The organism is Corynebacterium uropygiale (assembly GCF_021568315.1).
Classification (GTDB): domain Bacteria; phylum Actinomycetota; class Actinomycetes; order Mycobacteriales; family Mycobacteriaceae; genus Corynebacterium; species Corynebacterium uropygiale.
On the sequence record NZ_JAKGSI010000001.1, the window covers coordinates 88126 to 108173 of the forward strand.

A 20048-nucleotide genomic window follows, 5' to 3' on the forward strand; every position below is an offset into this window, starting at 1 on the left:
GGGGTAAGGCTTTTGTCAGGGGATGGACGTGCCGGGCATCTCCCCGTACTCTTTCGGTCATGAAATGTCTGAGCGGACGTGCCGTTGTCGCGAGCGTGATGGCCGCGACGATGACCGCGGGGTGCCTGAGCGTGTCCACATCCGCCGCAGATGCCTTCCATGGGCATTGGATTTATGGCCGCATTGCAGAGACCTATGAGCGTCTGGGAGGGTGGGCGACGTTTGGAGATGCGGTCACGGATGAGCTTCCTGCCACTCGCAATGGGCGCTATCAACATTTCGCGAGAGAGTCGTCCATTTTCTGGCATCCCCACGTGTCTGGCGGGGTGGCGCGCCAGGTTGGTGGGAGGATTAGGGATCAATGGGCGGCTCACTCCTGGGAGCGAGGCCCACTTGGCTATCCCGACACCGATGAGCTGCCGACCTACGGTAATACGGGACGCTACAACCACTTCGAGGGTGGGAGCGTTTTTTGGTCGCCGGCTACTGGTGCCCACGTGGTGTGGGGGCTGGTGAGAGATCGGTGGTCTGCCCTGGGGTGGGAGCGGGGTGCCCTTGGCTTTCCCACGACGGATGAGCGCACGACGCCCGACGGCACCACCAAGTTCAACCACTTCCAGCATGGAAGCATTTATTGGAACCCGACTCATGGTGCCGTGGAGATCCCGGCCGGAATCTTCCGGCTGTGGGGTGAGGGGAATTATGAACGTGGCGCCCTCGGCTATGCGGCGGCCTCCCCTGACACTGTTGATGAAGGCATAGTCCAGCAATTTGAACACGGTGAGATCGGTGTCTTTCCGCCGACGGGTGTCACGCTTCCGGCTGTGTCGAATTCGGCTGATCTGGGGCGCTATGCCCTGACCTACCCGCTTTTTCCCGCGGCTTCACAGGAGACGTGGCCAGCCGCGTCTGTCTTCCGGGAAGTGTCCAGGCACTATAGCCATTACTTTGCGGAGTTCGCTGGCTGCGGAGAACATGTGACCGCTGGCATGGTGTGCTCGCTCCCCTCTGCCTCGGGGCGCACTTACCCCATGGAGGTGACACAGGTAGGCGATGACGGGATGGTACTGCGCACCCGTGAGGGACACCCGGAGGGAAGCGGCAGAACCCTTCTCATTCGCTTCGAATCCGTGTCCCCTTCCTCGCAGCGAGTCGGTTCTGTGAGCGGGCCACATGCTGAGGAGTTTCGAGCTTCCCGCGAATCATGGATTGTCATGCATGTGGTCGCATCCGGCAGCGAGGAGACCATGCAGCTCGCTGGCCCGCTGTCCAGTGTGGATGTTGCCCAGGAGGTTTTTGGGCCTATAGCGCAGAGGGTGAGCGCTGACGTTCCTCGGAGCGTTAACCGCTACGCCATGGGGCAGGGGTGGGGCTCATGAGCATCCGAAACTGGAACCATGGCTGGCTGAGAGCGATTGCGGCGGGGATCGCCAGCATCGCGCTCACCTTCACACACGCTGGGGCAGCCTGGGCAGAGGAGCCGTCAGTAGTTGTTGACAACGGCGACGGCGGAATCAAGCCCCCTCACTGCGGCGCACAGAGCGCACAGATCCGTGTGGATTCCTATGATGCGGAGGGAATGTCCTGGTGTTTCCAGCTTATTCAGCCTGCTGGATGGATCTCTTTACACGCCACGGGCTCCTATGGGGTCGTGAACGGGTTGTCTCAACCAGTACGCGTGGGAGTTCAGCATTCTTCCGGGCGTGTGTTCTGGAATGTTGTTGTCGCGCCGGGCGAGGTTGCACCAGTCATGGTTGGTGAGCATGCATCGGTGGTTGTTGAATTGGCGACAGGTCCCCTGGGAGGGGCGAGTGGAGCATCAACATCAACGGTGGCAAAGGGTCGCGACGTCTCTCTACGAGCAGTCTCCGGCGGAGGCATGATCGCGTCGACGTGGTCGGGAGTGCGTCTGCGTGAGCTCGACCGTGATAGCGATTTTCCCGCTCGCGTGGCTGCAACGTGGCGAGTTCTCGACGCCGATGACAGCTCAGGATGTTTCTCCTTCGCCCCGGTCGGCGACCCCGATGCCCGCCTCCAAGCGCGTAACGGTGAGGTCAGTGTTGCTGTGGGCGGCGATCAACGTGCAGCTTCGTGGTGCGTGCGAGAGGGCTCGACGCCCACCTCAGTGGTCATGAGCAGCCGTTTTTCCCCAGGTCTGGCGCTAGGAGTGGACCAGAAGCGCCTTGTGCTTGTTGATCAGGCTCGGGCTGCTGAGTGGTTTGTTGATCAGCCGCTGGTGGTTCTAGGGAAGCCGAGGGGTGAGTAAGCGGTGTTGCGGCGGAGTAGGCGACGACGTTCGCGCTGGATTGTTGTTTCTCTTTTTACTGTCTTGTCGGTTGTGGCCGTTGATGCCCGGTGCGGTGAAGTTGCACGGGCGGAGGAAGAGGACCGAATTCTTCGTGAAGTGACCACGGCTGAGGGACGGGAACTGGTTGTTGATCTTCTGACCTCTGGCCTGCCGGTGTCTGCGGCTGCTGCGAAGGACGCTCTGCTGGGTGGGGATGCGGCGGTGGCGGAGTTTTTATCTTCGGGGGCTAAAGACGACGCGCTGAACGCGGATGTGCGTGAGCTTCTTAGTGTGCTTGGCCAGGTGTCTGGTGCTCAAACCAACGAAGAGATCCGCAGGCTGACGTCTGAGGGATCTACAGAGGACATGATTGCTTTTCTGGACGGCGGTTACCAGGAGTTTCAAGCCAAGGATGATCTGAAGACTGCGTGGCTGTCGACGCAGGCTCCGGAGGGGAGCGTGGAGAAGAAACGGGCAGAAGACGCTGTCCGGGATGGGTCGCGGGAAGCGATAGAGAAGTTTGCGACGACTGGTCTTACCGAAGCACGTGCCCATGACCAGCGCATGACCGTGTGGAAGCTCATGCAATCAGCGCCTCAAACGGTGAAAGATGCTGCCTCGGCGGCGTTGAGAGATAATGATCCCGAGGCGATTGAGGAGTTCCTAAGGTTCGGTTATCCGGTGGCTGTTCTCCAGGCTAGTGATGAAGCCACAATGGGCGAGCTCGTTGAGGAGGCACAGACACAATCCCAGCTTGCCGCCGAGGGGGCGTCCATGGCCGTTCAGCATGCGGAGAGCGCGCGTGCAGCCCTTGAAGCGGCCAGAATCGCGACTGAGAGAGCACGCGATGAAGCTCTTCGCGCAGATGCTGCAGAAAAACGAGGAGCTGCCGCGGCGGAGCAGGCTGGAAGGCTTGCAAGCCGGGTGGCACTTCTCGCAGATAGCGCGGCTTCAGCGGCGGCGGAAGCTCGTTCGGCTCTGGCGATGACGCTTGCTGCCCTCGCTCGTGCTCAACAGGCAGCGACACGCGCACAACAGGCCGCGGCTGCTGCTTCGCATCATGCCATGGCTGCGGGCAACGACGCATCGCTTGCCGCACAGGCCCGGCAAGCCGCGGAAGCTGCACGGAATGCTCAGGATGCGGCCCGAGGAGCAGCGTACAACTTCGAGTTAGCAGATCGCGCTCTTCATGCCGCGCAGAGTGCGGGTTCGGCTGCGGGCAGTGCAGCGGCACACGCAGACGCAGCCGCTGGTGCTGCGGCTGATGCTGCTGGGGCTGCAGGAATTGCAGAGGATGCGGCAGCCCAGGCTCGCGCGGGTGCTGCACAAGCTCGTGCCGCTGCAGGCCGTGCACGAGCAGCGAGTGGAGAGATTGACAGCATAGTTCCCCGTATTGCTGAATTGGTGGAGCGGACGAAGAAAGCGGCGAAGGAAGCCGAAGAACATGCTGGTCGTTCTGCTGAAGCTGCGGCGGAAGCTGAGCGTCAGGCGGGGAATGCTCAATGGTTTGCAGATCAAGCCGGCCGTTTTGCTACACAGGCAGAGGATGCTGCTGCTCGCCTTGATGAGCTCGTTTCCCTCGGCGAGGAAACCGTTCAACTGAGCCGGCAGATGTATGAGGATCTTGTGTCGGATGAGCGTGAGGTGCGAGTAGGGAAAGCCAAGGCGCTTCGCCACGTTCAGGATGTGCATGATCAAACGCAGCGTGAGCGCGAGGAGCATGAGAAAGCTGCGCTCCGTGATCTTGAATGGATGAGCGCGGAGAGTGTGCGCGCCGATGATGAGCGGGTGCTACCGGCCATCGTGAACGCCGCACAATATGGAGAACCGAGTGTTGCCGAGCATGCAGCCGTAGTCCTTGCTGGCGGGAAGGCTGAGGATATTCAGGCGTTCCTTGACGAGGGTGCCGAGGATGCGTTGTATCAACGCAGCATGACAACGTTGGCCGGCCTCATGGAAAACGATCCGCTTGATACCGTGAGGGCTGAAGCGGAGCAGATGTGGTACCAAGACGGAGACGCCGTTGATCAATTCCTCACTGTGCGGGTTCCCGAGCTGAAACTTGGCGATCTTCGGAGGCGTGCCTATGACGCCCGGGAAAGCGGAGGGGCTGAGGTTCGTAAGAGGGTGGACGAAGCTCTCGTCGATGGTTCTTATGAAGCCCTCCATCGGCTCTTCGACGAGGGTGGGTATGCAGATGCCATGCACCGTGACCAGTTGGAGTTTGCTTATCAGCAGCTCCAACAGGGCGGGCCGGTCATGAAGATGATGGCAGAGGAAGCTATCCAAGGAGACCGGCGAGGATTGGAACGCTTCTACCGCGTCGGGCAATTCGAAGCGAATTATCACGATGGTGTCCGTGCAACTCACGAGCAGGCGATGGACGCCGCTGTGGAGCGAATGCGGCTTCAGGCTGCACAAGCGCATGAGGATGCAACGCTTGCACGGAAGGCCCATGAGGACGCTCAAGGTTCTGCGGAGGCTGCTGCGGCCTTGGCCGCGGAAGCGCACCGTTTCGCTGGGCTTGCGCAGCAATCTGCTGAGAAGGCGAGAGGGCATGTGACGAGTGCTGAGAATTCGTATCATGTAGCGCTTCAAGAGCAGCAGAGGGCACGTCAAGCGGCGGATGCTGCGGAGGCTGATGCCCGTCAGGCGGCAGTTCACGCGGATAAGTCGGAATCTTTGGCTGCCATTGCGAGGCAATCTGCTGGAGCTGCTGCCCAGAGTGCGGCTGAAGCGCGGTCGTATGCGATTCAAGCGGAAAGCGACGCTCAGCAAGCAGGGGTTATTGCTCAGGGCGCTTATGTCTTTGCGCAGAACGTGGAAATCGAGGAGCGTCAGCAGGCTGTACTTGCAGGGCTTGAGGAAGGCGAGGAGCCCACTCAGGTCTCACTTCTTGACCTCATCAAAGAGGAAGTCGGGCCAGCTGCCTTTGATCTTCTGCTTGAGATAGTGGGAATCAACGACATCCGTCGATGTGTGCAGGGTGAATGGGGATCCTGCGCGATGCTTGCAGCGAGTGTGATCCCAGTAGGAAAGCTTGCCAGCTTGGCGATGAAGTCCGGCAAGATCGCACGAGCTGTGGCCAAGCTGACGACGTCTGCATCACGGATCATGCGGCGTTTCAAGGAATTGAAGGAAGCGAGGGTGGTGCAGAAATTCGCGAAGCATGGCACGATCTGTGGCATCACCCCCGCGGGACAACAACGTGGTGTGGAACTGCATGTGGTCCCGGGTGTTCTTCAGCGGCAGGCGCGGCCGGAGTGGAACACGGGATTTAACGCACGGCTGGCGGCGCGGACGTGTGTGCCCGATACAGTGCTGCGGACTCGCCGCGGGTATTCACCGATCAACGGAAAGCTCGCAGGTATGACGATCAAGAAAGATATCGTGCTGAAGGATGGTGAAATCTCTGAGGTTGTCGTACCGTATACGGAGCGAGGTTTTCCTGATTTTAGCGCTAGTCGCTATAAAGAAGGTGGATTCTCCCGCAATATAGTGAGGATTGAGCCAAAAATGACCCGATGGGGTGACAATAAATCAGCGGATGCAGCTGCAGGCATTGATAAAAACTTCAGAAAAGTGAATGATTTGGTATGGCACCACACTGAGGAGGAGGGCGTGATGATGTTGCTGCCTCGTAAGGTGCACAATGAGTTCCGCCATACCGGTGGGTTCTATTTTTGGGGAGGCAAATATAAGGCGCTGCCAAAACCGTTGAGAGAAAAGCACCGGGTCGACTGTCCTATTAACCAGGCGGGTTCGATTCTTGGAGATTGGGTTCGGGATAATCCGCCGGAGATGTCGCGCCTGAATTGGTGTAAATCTTGGTCCTGAATATAAAAAGGAGGGAAGAATAAGTGAAAGATAAGCGGGCAGTATCCTACTCTGGAAAGCACCGTTTTGAGGGCGTTCCGGTGTGGAAAGCTGAAATTATTACTAAGGGCGAACCTGTAGTTCGGGCGTTGAAGCTGATTGAGAGTGAAGATGTCCCAAAAAATGTAGCGGAATGCATATCTGCTCGAAAATATTCCGTACCGGATGTCGAATACATTTATCGCGTGATGTATGCGCATCGATTTTCTTACCACGTGTATTCTAGTCAGAAATATTGGTATGCGGATGCTATAGTCTTTCTGATCTGGCTCTTTAGGCCTATCTGTAAGTATAAGGAGACTATGGACTTCTTTGGTTACTATGGCAGAGATAGAGCGCTGTTTGATGACGCGATGAACAATGCGTTTTCGGATAATCCAAATTATATGTACAACCACGAAATTTGGGGCTTATGGAGCCCTGTGTGGGATAAACTGGTGGCCGCGGGTAAGATATTCTTTGACGAGGAAGGGTTTGCAAACGTCCACTATAAAGATGTTCAGCGAGCGATAAATCTATATAGAGAAAATGGATACCCGTGGAAAGGTGCCGATCTCGATTGGCTTGAAGAGGAGGTTAAAGCAGGTCGTGCTATGGAGGCGCTAGGGGTTGAGGAGAGTCAGATATTTCCCCTCAATCCCCCGCCGGATTGGAAGAAGATTTTGCTTTTTGAGCTGAAGCTTGGGCATGTGTTGCCGCGTGGCTTGGTGCAGATTCTGAAGAATGATGGGAAGTTGGGGAAGAGGAATTGGGTTGCTGGCCCGTGGCATCCTGAGAACGGGATGGCAATTGAGATTTTGAGGCCTTGTGATTTTGCTAACGAGTCTCGGGAGGTTCGGAAGGAAGCTGCGGGGCGGCGTGGTGTACTGCCTTTTGCTACGGGTGAAGATGGTGAGCATGAGTGTCTCGCTATCAACTACTGGCGGCCTGGGGTGCCTCGTGGTGCTGTGGTGTATCTGGATAACGAGGGGGATTTCCCGGTCACCATGGTGGCAAGAAATTTCAATGAGTTTCTTGGCATGCTGCAGGAGGATCCCTATGAGGGTCGTGATCTGACGGAAGAAGAAGAGTTGGCGATGGTGTGGGTCGACCCGGCGGAGAGGGCGAGCGTGCGTGTTGCTCGTCCGATCCTCGGTTTCCCGGACCCGCGGGACAAACACGCGGAGTGGTGAACGTCGAGATTGAAGATGCCAGGGAACCCCGTCCGGCCAGCCTGATCTACCGGCTTCCGCCTCTCTGCATCCATCCTTCATAGCCCCCGTGGAGGCTGAGAAGGCGTGGGGTGGTCGTCGAGCATTCATCGCACTCCTGTAATAAGCGGATTGCGTCCTCGGACCGGCTACCTCGCTGACAAAAGAGCACGGCGGTCTGAGAAGCCCGGACATGGGACGCGACCTCCCCAGGCTCTACGCGGATACGGCTGAGGGGTATGTTCTGGGCGCCGGGGATACTTCCGGCGGCGAACTCCACGGGTTCACGCACGTCAATCAGGGTGGCCTCGGGTGGGATCTCCGTCGTCGTGGGGACAGGCGTGGGAAGGGGCGGGCCCTGCTCGATGATGCGCTTCGTCACTGCCGGATCGCGGTGGAGAGGGATCTCGGACCAGGTGGATCGCCAGGCGTCGTAGACAGCCACGCGGCCCGCATGAGTGCGTCCGCACCCGCAGAGGTATGTGATCGCCTCCAACGCCATGGCGGAGCCGACCACCCCCACGACGGGGCCCAGCACCCCGGCCTGGGCGCAACTCGGTACCGAGCCGGGTGGGGGCGGGGAAGGGAAGAGGTCCTCGTAGATAGGGGCGTGACCTGCGTGGAAGAAAGACAGCTGGGCTTCCCAGCCCAGGATCGCACCCCAGACGTGAGGGATCCCGAGGCGGGCGCAGGACGCGCTCACCACGTGGCGCGTCTCGAAGTTATCGGCCCCATCCAGAACCACATCCGCTCCGCGAAGGATGTGCGGGGCATTTGGCCACGTGAGCCGGCCGCGCACCACCTCCACCTCCACGCAGGGGTTGAGTTCCGCGATAGCCTCCCGCGCGGAGTCGACCTTTGGAACCCCCACCCGGGAGGTGGTGTGCAGCACCTGGCGGTGGAGATTGGACAGATCCACAACGTCATCGTCGATGATCGTGATCCTCCCGACCCCCGCTGCCGCGAGATAAAGCAGCGCCGGGGAGCCCAGCCCACCAGCACCAACGACCGCGACGTGGCTCCGGCCGAGGGCCTCCTGGCCTGCCGCACCAAAGCCCGGCAGCTGCATCTGGCGTGCGTAGCGCTCGTTGACGGTCGACATCAGAGCCCCACCCACTGCGTAGAGCCATCACCCATGTGCTGCTCCTTCCAGATGGGGACGTCGGCTTTCACCCGGTCCGTGAGCTCCGCGAGTGCCGCGAAAGCCTCCCGGCGATGAGCCGAAGCCACAACCACCAGGAAGGCGCACTCGCCGATGGTCAGCGGGCCGACACGGTGCGCCACCCACGCGCGCACGCCCGGGAAGTGAGACAGCACGCTGAGGCATACGCGCCGGAGCTCGTCCTCGGCGGAGGGGTGGGCGCTGTAGGTCAGGGAGTTCACCGACTGGCCGCCGTCGTGATTGCGGACGATGCCCTCGAAGATCGCGACGGCGCCCGCCGCGTCGGTGGCGGTGAGAGCGCGCGCCTCGGGGAGGAACTCCTCCAGGGGAGTCTCCGATATCCGCGCGGCGAGGAGCTCCGCGGGCGGCTCGGAGGGGGCCGACGGTGCTGGGGTGGAGTCGGGGGCTCGGTGCAGGAGCTCCGTGAGGTGCGGGAGGAGCGGGCGGAGGACCTCACAGCCATCGCGCACGCCTCCCTGGGAGCCCGGAAGCGTCATGCAGAAAGTGCGGCCGTGGGTGCCTGCCACCGCGCGCGAGACGACCGCCAGCGGGGTGTTGTCCAGGCCTCGGAGGAAAAACGCCTGGACCACGCCGGGAAGGAGGCGCTCGAGGTGGGGGAGGAGGGCGTCGACGGTGAGGTCATCCGGGGTGACTCCCGTCCCGCCCGAGGTGAGCAGCACATCGGGGAGGTCCTCGGGGCGGGCGAAGAGCTGGTCGAGGGTGGCGGGGATGTCGGCGTCGGCGACGACAACCGGCGCGGGCGTCTCGAAGCCCAGCTCCCGGAGGAAATCCACCGCGAGGGGACCGGAGAGGTCCTCGTACTCGCCGCGCGAGGCCCGCGTCGACGCCACAATCACCAGGCCGGTGCGAGATTCAGCTGGGGACACAGAAACTCCTTCTACAGCAGGGGGTAGACGCGGACGAGTTCGCCGCCGGCGCACTCCTGTCCAGCGGGGATACGGACGAGGCACGTGGCAGCCGCCGCAGCAGCCACCAAGTGCGAGCCGGGGCCGCCGAGGATCTCGACGGCGCAGTCGGCGCCGTGCGCATCGAGGCAGATGCGCCCGCGCCGGAACTGATCCTTCCCCTCCATGCCGTGGGCGTGTCCCCGAAGCGGGAGCAGCCGGGGGGAGGGGCAATGCTCGGGGGCGAGGGCGGGAAGAACGAAGAGGTGGAAGCTCACCAGCGTGGAGATCGGATTTCCCGGCAGCGCCACCACAGGTACGCCTTCGAACTCCGAGATGCCTTGTGGGCCGCCCGGCTGCTGGGCTACGTGGCCGAACCAGGCGTCTGGGTGGGAGCCAAGGACCTGGCGGACCACCTCGAAGGCGCCGTGGCTGATCCCGCCCGACGTCACAATGACATCGGCCGGCGTTCCCGCCGCCGCGCACCGGCGGAGTTCTGCCGACAGGGCGGCGGCCCAGGCGTCGGGGTCATCGCCGGTGCGAACATGTCCCACCACGTCGATGCCCGCGCGCCGCGCCATGGCCGCCATGAGCGGGGCGTTCGCGTCCGGGATGGTGGCCGCCGAAGGCTCATAAGTACGGACGGGAGAACCAGCAGGGCGGACCTCCTCCCCGCCCGTGCAGAGGAGCAGCCGGGGTGGGCGTCGAACCTCGACCTCCGTGATCTCCTGGGAGGCGGCCACGCCGACGGCGATGGGCGTCAGCACCAGGCCGGCGGGGAGAAGCACCTGCTGGGCGTGGCAATCGCTGCCTCGGCGGCGGATGAACTGACCCGCCGGGGTGTCGGGCACGCGGAGCTCGGGGGCGTCGAAGGAGGGCGGATCGCAGTGCTCGATGGGGACGATCGCCGCCGTCCCACGGGGGATCCGGGCGCCCGTCATGATGGGGGCCAGGCGCCCGTGGAGGCCGTCGGGGTAGAGGGGATCGGGGTCCGTGCCGGCGGGGATCATGGGGCCACAGGGCCAGGTGCCCGCGTGATCGAGTGCTTCCTCGGGCAGGGCCACGCCGTCCATCTGGGAATTATCGAAGCGAGGCGAATCCGCGAGCGCCACGAGATCGCGGGCAAGGACTCGGCCTTCCGCGCGCTCCACGGGGATGACCTCGGTGTCCGCCGGCCGCTGCCGTCGGGCGAGGTGAGCGCGGACGGCCTCACGGTGAGCTTCCGGTGTGCGCATGATCCCTACGGTACGGCATGCTGGGTGCATGGAGATTTATTACTTCGCCGCGGCGCGCGCGGCCCGGGGGCTCGAGAGGGAAGAGCGAGCCGAGGTCCCCGGCACTCTCGATGAGCTCCTCCGAGAACTCGCCGCCGAGGCTGCCGACGCTGCCGGGCCGGGCCTGCGCCTCGCGGAGGTGCTGGAACGCTGCACGTTCCTTCTCGACGGGCGCCGCTCGCCGCGGGAGGCCTCGCTCGAGGGGGTGGGGCGGCTCGACATCCTGCCGCCCTTCGCCGGGGGATAGCCGGGATAGCAGAGCGCCCGGCTGCCCAGCTAGATGCTGAGCCCGCGGGCTGTCACCTTCTCCCACGCGGCGATGAGCGCGTCGGTCTCCTTCTTCGTGGTGATGCTCACGCGCAGGCCGTCGGGGTAGGCGCGAACGATGATCCCCTCCTCCGCGAGGGCCTCCGCGAGCGCGGCCGGCTTCGCGGGATCCTCGGAGGGCAGCCAGATGAAGTTGGCCTGGGAATGCTGGGCGCCGAGGGCGTCGGCAGCGCGATCGCGCTGCGTGATGGTGTCGGCGGTGCTGGCCATGACCTCGGGGGCGTGCTCGAGGCAGCAGATCGCCGCCGCCTGGGACACCGTGCTCACCGAGAAGGGCGGGGCCACCTTGTTCACGGCCTCGATGATCTCCGGGTTCCCGAAGGCATAGCCGACGCGCAGTCCCGCCAGGCCCCAGGCCTTGGAGAACGTCCTCATGCCGACGAGGTTGTCATAGCGCGCGATCTCCTCGACGGCGTTGGGGGTGTCCTCGGCGCGGTTGTATTCAAAGTAGGCCTCATCGAGGGCCACGAGGACGTCATCCGGGACGGCGTCCATGAACTCGTGGAAGTCCTGCCGGGTGATCGTCGAACCTGAGGGGTTATTGGGGTTACAGACGAAGATGAGCCGCGTGCGATCGGTGATGGCGGCGATCATGCCGGGGAGGTCAAGCCCCTGCGAGTCGGTGAGCGCCACCGTCTTCTCCTGGGCGCCGTGCACCGTGGCGAACATGGGGTAGGCCTCGAAGCTGCGCCAGGGGAAAATGACCTCATCCCCGTCGTGGCAGCAGACCTGCACGAGCTGCTGGCACAGCGCGGAGGAGCCGCTCCCCACCGCGAGCTGCTCGGGGCTGAGCCCCAGGTACTCGGCGAGGGCCTTCTTCAGCGCGGTGGCATTGGTGTCCGGGTAGCGGTTCGGATTCTCCAGCGCTTCCTGGACTGCGTCCTTGACCTGCGGGACCGGGCACGTCGCCACCTCGTTGGAGGATAACTTCACGGCATGGGGCCGATCCTTCCCAGGAACGTACGCGGGCAGTGCGGCAACTTCAGCTCTGATCATGGTGCACATCCTACCCACCCCGGTGAAAATCGCAGGTCCGGGGGCGAATCCGCGGGGGCCGGAGGGGTGGTGCCTAGCGGGGAGCCCGATAGGCCGCACACGCATCCGCGATGAGGCGCGCCCCCACCTTCGCCGTGCGCCCATCCACGTCATAGCGCGGGTTGAGTTCGACGACGTCCATCAGGCGCAACACACCGCTCGCCGCGGCGCAGCGCACGATCCGCCGAACAGTGCTGAGCTCAACTCCCACCGCGGCGGGGGCGCTCACCCCGGGTGCGATGGCGGCCGGGAGAACGTCGAGGTCAACGGAGAGATGGAGGGCGTCGAGGCCCCCGAACCGGCTGTGGAGAAAAGCCTCCAGCTGGGCGGGGGAGAGGAGGCTGAGCTCATCCTCCTCGAGGACCATGGCGCCGAGGTCGGCCGCGGTGTCGCGGAGGACCTGCGTGTTATTCGGCGCGGAGATGCCGAGCACGGTGTAGTCCGCGCCGCAGGAGAATTCGCGGCAGATCTGCAGGAAGGGCGTGCCGGAGGTGGGGACGGGCGCCTCGCGGAGGTCGTAGTGCGCGTCGATGTTGAGCACCCCCACGCGCGAGCCCTCGGGGAGGGCGGCACGCAGCCCGCAGTGGGACCCATAGGCGGTTTCATGCCCGCCGCCGAGCACCACCGTGAGAGGGTGGCGCCGGGCGGAGTCGCTGACGAGGGCGCTGAGCTCCGCGTGACCGTGCTCGAGCTCCTCACCAGGGACGATGTCCCCATAATCCACCGCCGCGTCGGGGCCGTCGGAGAGGATGGCGAGGGAGCCGAGGGCCTCGCGGAGGGCGCTCGGGCCCGCGGCGGCGCCGGGGCGGCCGTGGTTGCGCCGCACCCCCTCGTCGCTGGCGAAGCCGACGATCCCGACGGGGACGCCCGACCCGCGGTCCCCTGGGCCCAGCTGATCCTCCGTGCGCACGATGTGATGCCAGCGCGGCCCATCGGCCCGGCCCGTCCACGATTCCGCTGCCCGATGCATGGCGTCAGTCTAAGTCAGCAGCGGATACGCCGCTACCCTGGGCGTATGGCGCGACGCTCCAGCCTCCCCACCCCTCCCGCGAAGGTGAAAGCCCCGGCCGCGGCGAACACCCTCGCGATCCTGCAGCTGCTCACCTCCTCCGACATCCCCATGTCCGCCGCGCGGATTATCCAGGAGACCGGGCTGCCGCGCTCGACGGTGTACCACCTGCTGCGCGTCATGGAGGACGCCGGCTTCGTGGTCCACGTGGCGGAGGAATGCGCCTATGGCCTGGGGCGCGCCGCCTACGAGATGGCCACCTCCTACTCCCGGCAGCAGCCGCTTGTTCGCGTCGGCGTGCGCACGGCGCAGCAGCTCGCGCGGGCCGTCCGGGGGAGCGCGCACATCAGCCGGCTCTCCGGCTCGGAGGTGATCTACCTCCTCGAAGAGCGCGCGCCGGGGGCGGTGCGGCTCCTTACCGACGCCGGGGTGCGCCTCGACTGCGTGCGTACCGCCAGCGGGCGGGCGATGGTGGCCTATGCCGAGGAATCCTATGTCCGGGCTGCCGTCGGGGTCCATGGGGTCGGCGGGAGGGAGTTCGCGGATCTCCTGCGGGAGCTGAAGGCGGTGCGTGAGCGTGGCTGGGCGGAGGAAAAGGAGCTGGTGAGCCCGGGGCAGGAGAGTATCGCGGCGCCCATCTTCGATCACCTCGGGCGCGCGACGGCTGCGCTGGCTGTCACCTTCGGCTGCGGCACCCTCGGCGAGGAGGAGAGGACCCGGGTGGGGGAGGACGTTCGCCAGCGGGCGCTCTGGCTGGGGGAGCGGGTCTATGGCGCCGGGCGCGCCGCGCGCGCGGGGAGCTCCGGGCGCGCGGACTCCGCGGGGCAGAAACGCCGCCCCTGAACTGCGGAGTCTGGAATCTCAGACAGCGCGCCGCGCGGGGCCCTCGCCAGGTGAAGTGACCGCCCTTACAGTGAAGGTCTCACTTGCTGGAGACCACACGAGGAAGTGGAACGGCCATGAAGGAATCACAGGCTCGCGTCGTGCGGGCGCCCCGCGGAACGACGCTCAACGCCAAATCCTGGCAGACCGAAGCGCCCCTGCGCATGCTCATGAACAACTTGGACCCGGAGGTGGCCGAGCGGCCGGAGGACCTCGTGGTGTACGGCGGCACCGGCCGGGCGGCCCGCAGCTGGGAGGCCTTCGATGCGATCGTCGCCACCCTCAAAGAGCTCGAGGACGATGAAACCCTGCTCATCCAGTCGGGGAAGCCGGTCGGTGTCTTTCGCACGCATGAGTGGGCGCCGCGCGTGATCATCGCGAATTCCAACCTTGTGGGGGACTGGGCGACGTGGCCGGAGTTCCGCAAGCTCGAGGCCGAAGGCCTCATCATGTATGGACAAATGACGGCGGGCTCGTGGATTTACATCGCCACGCAGGGGATTCTCCAGGGCACGTATGAAACCTTCGGGGCCATTGCTCGGAAGCGCTTCGGGGGAAGCTTGCGCGGGACCATTACGCTCACCGGGGGATGCGGCGGCATGGGAGGCGCCCAGCCGCTGGCAGTCACCCTCAACGGCGGCATCTGCCTGATTGCGGACTGCGACCGCTCCCGATTGGAACGACGCCAGTCCAAGCGCTACCTCGACGTCATCGCCGAGGACCTCGACGACGCCGTGCGCCGCGCCCTCGAAGCGCAAAAGAAGGGGGAAGCGCTGTCCATCGGGATCGTGGCCAACGCCTCGGACGTGTTCCCCGAGATGCTGCGCCGCCACCGCGCCGGGGAGATCCGGGTGGACATCGTTACCGACCAGACGAGCGCCCACGATCCGCTCTCCTACCTGCCGCGCGACGTGCACTTTGAGGACTGGCACCGCGAGGCCGCCGATGACCCCGTGACGTTCACGAAGAAGGCCCGCGAGTCCATGGCCGTGCAGGTGCAGGCCATGGTGGAGTTCCACGATGAGGGCGCCGAGGTCTTCGACTACGGCAACTCCATCCGCGACGAGGCCCGCCACGCCGGGTACTCCCGGGCCTTCGAGTTCCCCGGCTTCGTGCCCGCCTACATCCGGCCGCTCTTCTGCGAGGGTAACGGTCCCTTCCGCTGGGCGGCCCTCTCCGGGGACCCCAACGACATTCGCGTCACCGACCAGGCCTTGAAGGAGCTCTTCCCAGAGAAGGAACACCTCCACCGTTGGCTGGATGCCGCAGAGGAGTACGTCGAGTTCGAGGGGCTGCCCGCACGCATCTGCTGGCTGAGCTACGGCGAGCGCCACAAGGCGGGCCTGCGCTTCAACGAGCTCGTCCGCGAGGGGAAGATCTCCGCGCCGGTGGTCATCGGCCGCGATCACCTCGACTCCGGCTCCGTGGCCTCCCCCTACCGTGAGACGGAGGGCATGCTCGACGGCTCCGACGCTATCGCCGACTGGCCGCTGCTCAACGCGCTGACCTCCACATCTTCCGGCGCCACCTGGGTGTCCATCCACCACGGCGGTGGCGTGGGGATTGGGCGCTCGCAGCACGCGGGGCAGGTCATCGTGGCCGATGGCACGGACCTCGCCGCGCAGAAACTCGAGCGGGTTCTCACGAACGACCCGGGCATGGGCGTCATCCGGCACGTCGACGCCGGCTACAACCGTGCCTACGAGGTGGCCCAGGAACGAGGAGTGCACATCCCGATGCCCTTCCGCTCGCGCGAGTGAGCACACATGTGAGATAGATCTTTAGACTATGAGAATCGCGACAGGCGATCTCCCATTGTCCAAAGGAAGAAGGTGAGGGACCATGCCCACCACTGAGACAACCGAGACGTCGGCGTCATCATCGCGCCGAACGATCCATATCGAAAAACGATCCGTTGGGTTCGTACCTCGCCATGAGCGCTATGGCACCGCCTGGAGCCAATTCACCCTGTGGTTCGGTGCCAACCTCCACATCACGACGCTCGTCACGGGCGCCCTCGCCTACGTATTGGGCGGCGACGTCTTCTGGTCCATCATTGGTCTGTTCATTGGCCAGGTGGCCGGTGGCGTCGTCATGGCGCTGCACGCGGCCCAGGGGCCGCGGCTGGGTCTGCCGCAGATGATCTCGTCGCGCGCACAGTTCGGCGTGTACGGGGCGGCGTTGCCTCTGCTGCTCATCGTTCTCATGTACCTGGGTTTCTCCGCATCGAGTACGGTGCTCGCCGGCCAGGCGATCGCGCAGCTCTACCACGGCCCGGACTGGACCGGAATCCTCACCTTCGGCCTGGTGAGCGCGGTGTTTACGGTGATTGGGTATAAGATCATCCACCGCCTGAGCCGCTGGGTGAGCCTGGTGAGCATCATCGCCTTCGTCTACCTGCTCATCCGCTTCGCCATGGTGGCTGACGTTGGCCAGCTGCTCAGCATCCGGGAATTCTCCTGGACCTCCTTCCTGCTGGCCATCGCACTGTCCGCCTCCTGGCAGATCGCCTACGGCCCCTATGTGGCGGACTACAGCCGCTACCTGCCGGCCGAGACCAGCGCTCGCAGTGTCTTTTCCTGCGCGCTGGGTGGCACGGTCATTAGCTCCACCATTGCGATGACCTTTGGTGTGTTCATCGCCGCGTGGGCGGGAGAGTCCTTCGAAGGACACGAGGTGGGTACCGTCGTGAGCCTGGGGACGGGCGGCCTGGTCGCGGGCCTCATTTATCTGTCGATCGCCATTGGGAAGCTCTCCATTAACGTGCTCAACACCTATGGCGGATTCATGTCGATGATGACGACGTACAGCGGTTTCCGGGGCAAAGCGGAGGTTCCCCAGGTGCTGCGGATTCTCTCCATCCTTGCGATGACGGCCGTGAGCATGCTCATGGCGCTCATTGGCCGCGATGAATTCCTGCCCGCATTCAGCTCCTTCCTGCTGTTCCTGTTGACGGCCTTCGTGCCTTGGTCAGCGATTAACCTTGCGGACTTCTACTGGATCTCCCACGAAAAATACGATGTGCCGGCGCTCGCCGACCCGGATGGGCGCTACGGGCGGTGGAACTGGGCGGCGCTCATTGCCTTCGTGGGTGGGGTCCTCATTCAGCTGCCGTTCGTCTCGACACACTTCTACACCGGGCCGCTCGTCGAGAAGCTCGGCGGCACGGATATTTCGTGGATCGTGGGGCTGGTGGCCACGGCGATCCTCTATATGGCTCTGCGGCCCCTCGATCCCCGCACCATTCCTGAGCGCACCATCCTCCCCGAGGAGGATCCCTCTGAACCCCTTTCGATCAAGGAGTAATTTGTGAGCGAACATCGAGGTCCCGCCACGCTTTTCCGCGGGATATCTGAACTGCACACGGTCTCCGCGGCGGGCGTCATCCAGGACGGCGCCGTGCTCGCCGAGGAGGGCCTCATCCGCTGGGTGGGTGCTGCCGCCGACGCCCCCGCCGCCGATGAGGTCATTGATCTCGGCGGCCGTGCGGTCCTGCCCGGCTGGGTGGACAGCCACACGCACATGATCTTCGACGGGGACCGCTCCGCGGAGTTCGAAGCGCGCTTGGCCGGGGAGGACTACGCGGCCGGTGGTATCGCCGTCACCATGAACGCCACCCGGGAGGCCGGCGAGGAGCGGCTGACGCAGCTACTGCTCGAGCGGATCGCTGAGGCACAGGCCGGCGGCACCACCACCATCGAAACAAAGACCGGCTATGGGCTCGACGTTCCCTCCGAGGAGCTCGCCGCGCGTATCGCCGCGCAGCACGTCGATGATGTCACCTTCCTCGGCGCCCACCTTGTCCCGCCGGACACTGACCCGGAGGAGTACGTCGACCTCGTCTGCGGCCCCATGCTCGACGCCGTTGAGCCGCATGTTCGCTGGATCGACGTCTTCTGCGAGCGCGGGGCGTTCACCGAGGAACAATCGCGCCGGGTGCTGGCCGCCGGCAAGGACCGGGGCCTGCGCGGCCGTGTGCACGGCAACCAGCTGGGGCCGGGGCCGGGGGTGCGCGTGGCGGTGGAGCTCGGCGCGGCGAGCGTCGATCACGTCAACTACGTCACCGATGAAGATGTCGCGGCCCTGGCCGCCTCCGACACTGTCGCCACCGTCCTGCCCGCTTGCGACCTCTCGACGCGCCAGGAGCTTGCGCCGGCGCGGCGGCTGCTCGACGCCGGGGTGACCGTCGCTATCGCGACGAACCTCAACCCCGGCACGTCCTACACCACCTCGATGAATTTCTGCGTGGGGACGGCGGTCCTCCAGATGCGGCTGAGCCTCGCGGAGGCGATTCAGGCCGCAACGACGTCGGGCGCGAAGGCCCTGGAACGCCACGACGTCGGCGAGGGTCGCGACCCCCACGGGCGCCCGGCCAAGGGCACGATTGTTCCCGGAGCGGCCGCGGACCTTCATGTCCTGCGCAGTGCCCACGCCATTGACCTGGCCTATCGCCCGGGGGTGCCGATGACCTATCGGACCTACCAAGCAGGCCACTGCATCTACGACGCCACCCCCGCCTATCAAAGGAGCGCACAATGACCACAACCCCGGTGATGATCGGAACGGGAGCTCTCAGCATCGACGACGTCGTCGCTGTCGCCCGTGAGGGCGCCCCGGTGCAGCTCAGCGAGGAGGCCCGCGCGGCCATCGCGGAGACCCGCGCGCACATCGATCACCTCGCTGAGCAACCCACCCCGGTCTACGGGGTGTCCACCGGTTTCGGTGCCCTCGCGCGCCGCCACATCCCGGCGGAGAAGCGCGCCCAGCTGCAATGCAGCCTTGTCCGCAGCCACGCGGCGGGCTCCGGCCCGGAGGTGGAGACCGAGGTGATTCGCGCCCTCATGCTGCTGCGGCTCTCCACGCTGGCGACGGGTCGCACGGGCGTGCGCGTGGAGGTCGCCGACACCTACGCGCAGTTTCTCAACGCGGGCATCACCCCAGTGGTCCACGAGTACGGTTCGCTGGGCTGCTCGGGGGACCTCGCGCCGCTCTCCCACTGTGCCCTCGCCCTCATGGGGGAGGGAGTTGTTCGCGACCGCGAGGGGAATGTTCTCGACGCAGGCCAGGCGCTTTCTCAGGCGGGGATCACCCCCGTTGAGCTGAAAGAGAAGGAAGGCCTGGCGCTCATCAACGGCACGGACGGGATGCTGGGGCAGCTGTGTTTGGCGATCCGCGACTTCCAGAACTTGGCGCGGTGCGCGGACCTCGCGACGGCGATGTCGGTGCAGGGGCTGCGGGGGACCACGGGCGTTTTTGAGCCGCACCTTCAGGCGTTGCGCCCCCACCCCGGTCAGGCGGCAGCGGCTGCAAACATCCTGGCTCTATGCGAGGACTCTCCTATCGTGTCGGCCGCCTTCGAGGAATTTGCGAAGACCCATGTCCAGGATGCTTATTCAGTGCGGTGCGCGCCCCAGGTCGCGGGCGGATTCCGCGACACCCTTGAGCATGCCATCGCGGTAGCGAACAGGGAGCTCGCCTCCGCTGTCGATAACCCCGTGGTCACCCTCGAGGGGGAGGTGCGGTCGAATGGTAATTTCCATGGCGCGCCGGTGGCTTATGTGCTGGACTTCCTCGCGATCGTTGCGGCCGATCTGGCGAGCATCTCCGAGCGGCGGACGGACCGCTTCCTCGACCCGGCCCGAAACCGTGGGCTCCATCCTTTCCTTGCCAACGATCCCGGAGTGGATTCCGGCCACATGATCGCGCAGTACACGCAGGCGGCGATTGTCTCTGAGATGAAGCGCCTCGCGGCGCCGGCCTCCGTGGATTCCATTCCCTCCTCGGCGATGCAGGAGGATCATGTATCCATGGGTTGGTCTGCGGCGCGGAAACTCCGGAAGAGCGTCGACGGACTAGCACGGGTGCTGGCCGTCGAGATCCTGACGGCTGCCCGAGGTATCGATATGCGGGAGCAGGAGCCCTCTGAGCCGGTGAAGGGGGTCATTGAGGCGTTACGGAAGGAGGTGCCGGGGGTGGGGCCGGACCGTTTCCTCGCACCAGAGATCGAGGGGACGCGACGGTTGGTCGTGGACGGATCGCTGCTCGCAGCAGCTGAGAGCACGGGAGTGACTCTCACCTAAGAGGAGGTGAACCTGCAGGCT

The 20048-nt window shown here is 64.6% G+C and carries 15 protein-coding genes and 1 pseudogene; 11 read left to right on the forward strand and 5 right to left on the reverse strand.

The genetic code is table 11. The features are described from left to right. Positions 1–110 precede the first annotated feature (110 nt). The 5 genes and pseudogenes from L1O03_RS11625 to L1O03_RS00425 form a co-directional block, all read left to right on the forward strand. A pseudogene (locus L1O03_RS11625) lies at positions 111–701 on the forward strand (LGFP repeat-containing protein); the annotation flags it as partial. Positions 702–1214: 513 nt separating this feature from the next. Next, positions 1215–1379, forward strand: a complete 165-nt coding sequence (locus tag L1O03_RS00410) for a hypothetical protein (protein WP_236117461.1) — start codon at positions 1215–1217, stop codon at positions 1377–1379. Then, positions 1376–2266, forward strand: coding sequence for a hypothetical protein (locus L1O03_RS00415; protein ID WP_236117462.1), 891 nt, complete (start codon positions 1376–1378; stop codon positions 2264–2266). Before L1O03_RS00410 ends, L1O03_RS00415 begins: the two co-directional genes overlap by 4 nt. A 138-nt stretch (positions 2267–2404) precedes the next feature. Continuing rightward, on the forward strand, positions 2405–6124 hold the full coding sequence (locus tag L1O03_RS00420) for an HNH endonuclease (RefSeq protein WP_338026116.1): 3720 nt from the start codon (positions 2405–2407) through the stop codon (positions 6122–6124). Positions 6125–6147: 23 nt separating this feature from the next. Continuing rightward, positions 6148–7335 (forward strand): SMI1/KNR4 family protein, encoded by a 1188-nt coding sequence (locus L1O03_RS00425; RefSeq protein ID WP_236117464.1) that lies wholly within the window; start codon positions 6148–6150, stop codon positions 7333–7335. A 46-nt stretch (positions 7336–7381) separates the two neighbouring features. Here the strand turns inward: L1O03_RS00425 and L1O03_RS00430 are convergent, their stop codons facing one another. Genes L1O03_RS00430 through L1O03_RS00445 form a run of 3 tightly spaced genes read right to left on the reverse strand, consistent with a single transcriptional unit; the run spans position 7382 to position 10655 of the window. Further along, entirely contained in the window at positions 7382–8455 is a 1074-nt protein-coding gene (locus L1O03_RS00430; protein ID WP_236117465.1) for a ThiF family adenylyltransferase, read from the reverse strand. Continuing rightward, on the reverse strand, positions 8455–9402 hold the full coding sequence (locus tag L1O03_RS11575; protein WP_338026108.1) for a molybdenum cofactor biosynthesis protein MoaE: 948 nt from the start codon (positions 9400–9402) through the stop codon (positions 8455–8457). The genes L1O03_RS00430 and L1O03_RS11575 overlap by 1 nt, the downstream gene beginning before the upstream one ends. A gap of 11 nt (positions 9403–9413) precedes the next feature. Next, on the reverse strand, positions 9414–10655 hold the full coding sequence (locus tag L1O03_RS00445; protein ID WP_236117466.1) for a molybdopterin molybdotransferase MoeA: 1242 nt from the start codon (positions 10653–10655) through the stop codon (positions 9414–9416). Positions 10656–10683: 28 nt separating this feature from the next. Here L1O03_RS00445 and L1O03_RS00450 point away from each other — a divergent pair, with 28 nt between their 5' ends. After that, positions 10684–10941: a MoaD/ThiS family protein gene (locus L1O03_RS00450; RefSeq protein WP_236117467.1), complete on the forward strand. Its 258-nt coding sequence runs from the start codon at positions 10684–10686 to the stop codon at positions 10939–10941. A gap of 29 nt (positions 10942–10970) precedes the next feature. Here L1O03_RS00450 and hisC read toward each other — a convergent pair whose 3' ends face one another. Then, positions 10971–12017, reverse strand: coding sequence for a histidinol-phosphate transaminase (gene hisC / locus L1O03_RS00455; protein ID WP_236117468.1), 1047 nt, complete (start codon positions 12015–12017; stop codon positions 10971–10973). 73 nt (positions 12018–12090) lie between these two features. After that, positions 12091–13026, reverse strand: coding sequence for a formimidoylglutamase (gene hutG, locus L1O03_RS00460; protein ID WP_236117469.1), 936 nt, complete (start codon positions 13024–13026; stop codon positions 12091–12093). Between the two features lie 45 nt (positions 13027–13071). On the opposite strand from hutG, the gene L1O03_RS00465 reads away from it, so the two are divergent. From L1O03_RS00465 to hutH, 5 genes are all read left to right on the forward strand, one after another. Beyond that, a complete protein-coding gene (locus L1O03_RS00465; protein WP_236117470.1) occupies positions 13072–13908 on the forward strand; it encodes an IclR family transcriptional regulator in 837 nt (278 codons plus the stop codon). Positions 13909–14024: 116 nt separating this feature from the next. Then, complete coding sequence (gene hutU / locus L1O03_RS00470) at positions 14025–15707, forward strand: urocanate hydratase (protein ID WP_236117471.1); 1683 nt, start codon at positions 14025–14027, stop codon at positions 15705–15707. An 82-nt stretch (positions 15708–15789) separates the two neighbouring features. After that, positions 15790–17253 carry a purine-cytosine permease family protein gene (locus L1O03_RS00475; protein ID WP_236117472.1) on the forward strand — a complete coding sequence of 488 codons (1464 nt, stop codon included), beginning with the start codon at positions 15790–15792 and terminating at the stop codon, positions 17251–17253. 3 nt (positions 17254–17256) lie between these two features. Then, positions 17257–18486, forward strand: coding sequence for an imidazolonepropionase (hutI, locus tag L1O03_RS00480; protein WP_236117473.1), 1230 nt, complete (start codon positions 17257–17259; stop codon positions 18484–18486). Continuing rightward, positions 18483–20027, forward strand: coding sequence for a histidine ammonia-lyase (gene hutH, locus L1O03_RS00485; RefSeq protein WP_236117474.1), 1545 nt, complete (start codon positions 18483–18485; stop codon positions 20025–20027). Before hutI ends, hutH begins: the two co-directional genes overlap by 4 nt. Positions 20028–20048: the final 21 nt, after the last annotated feature.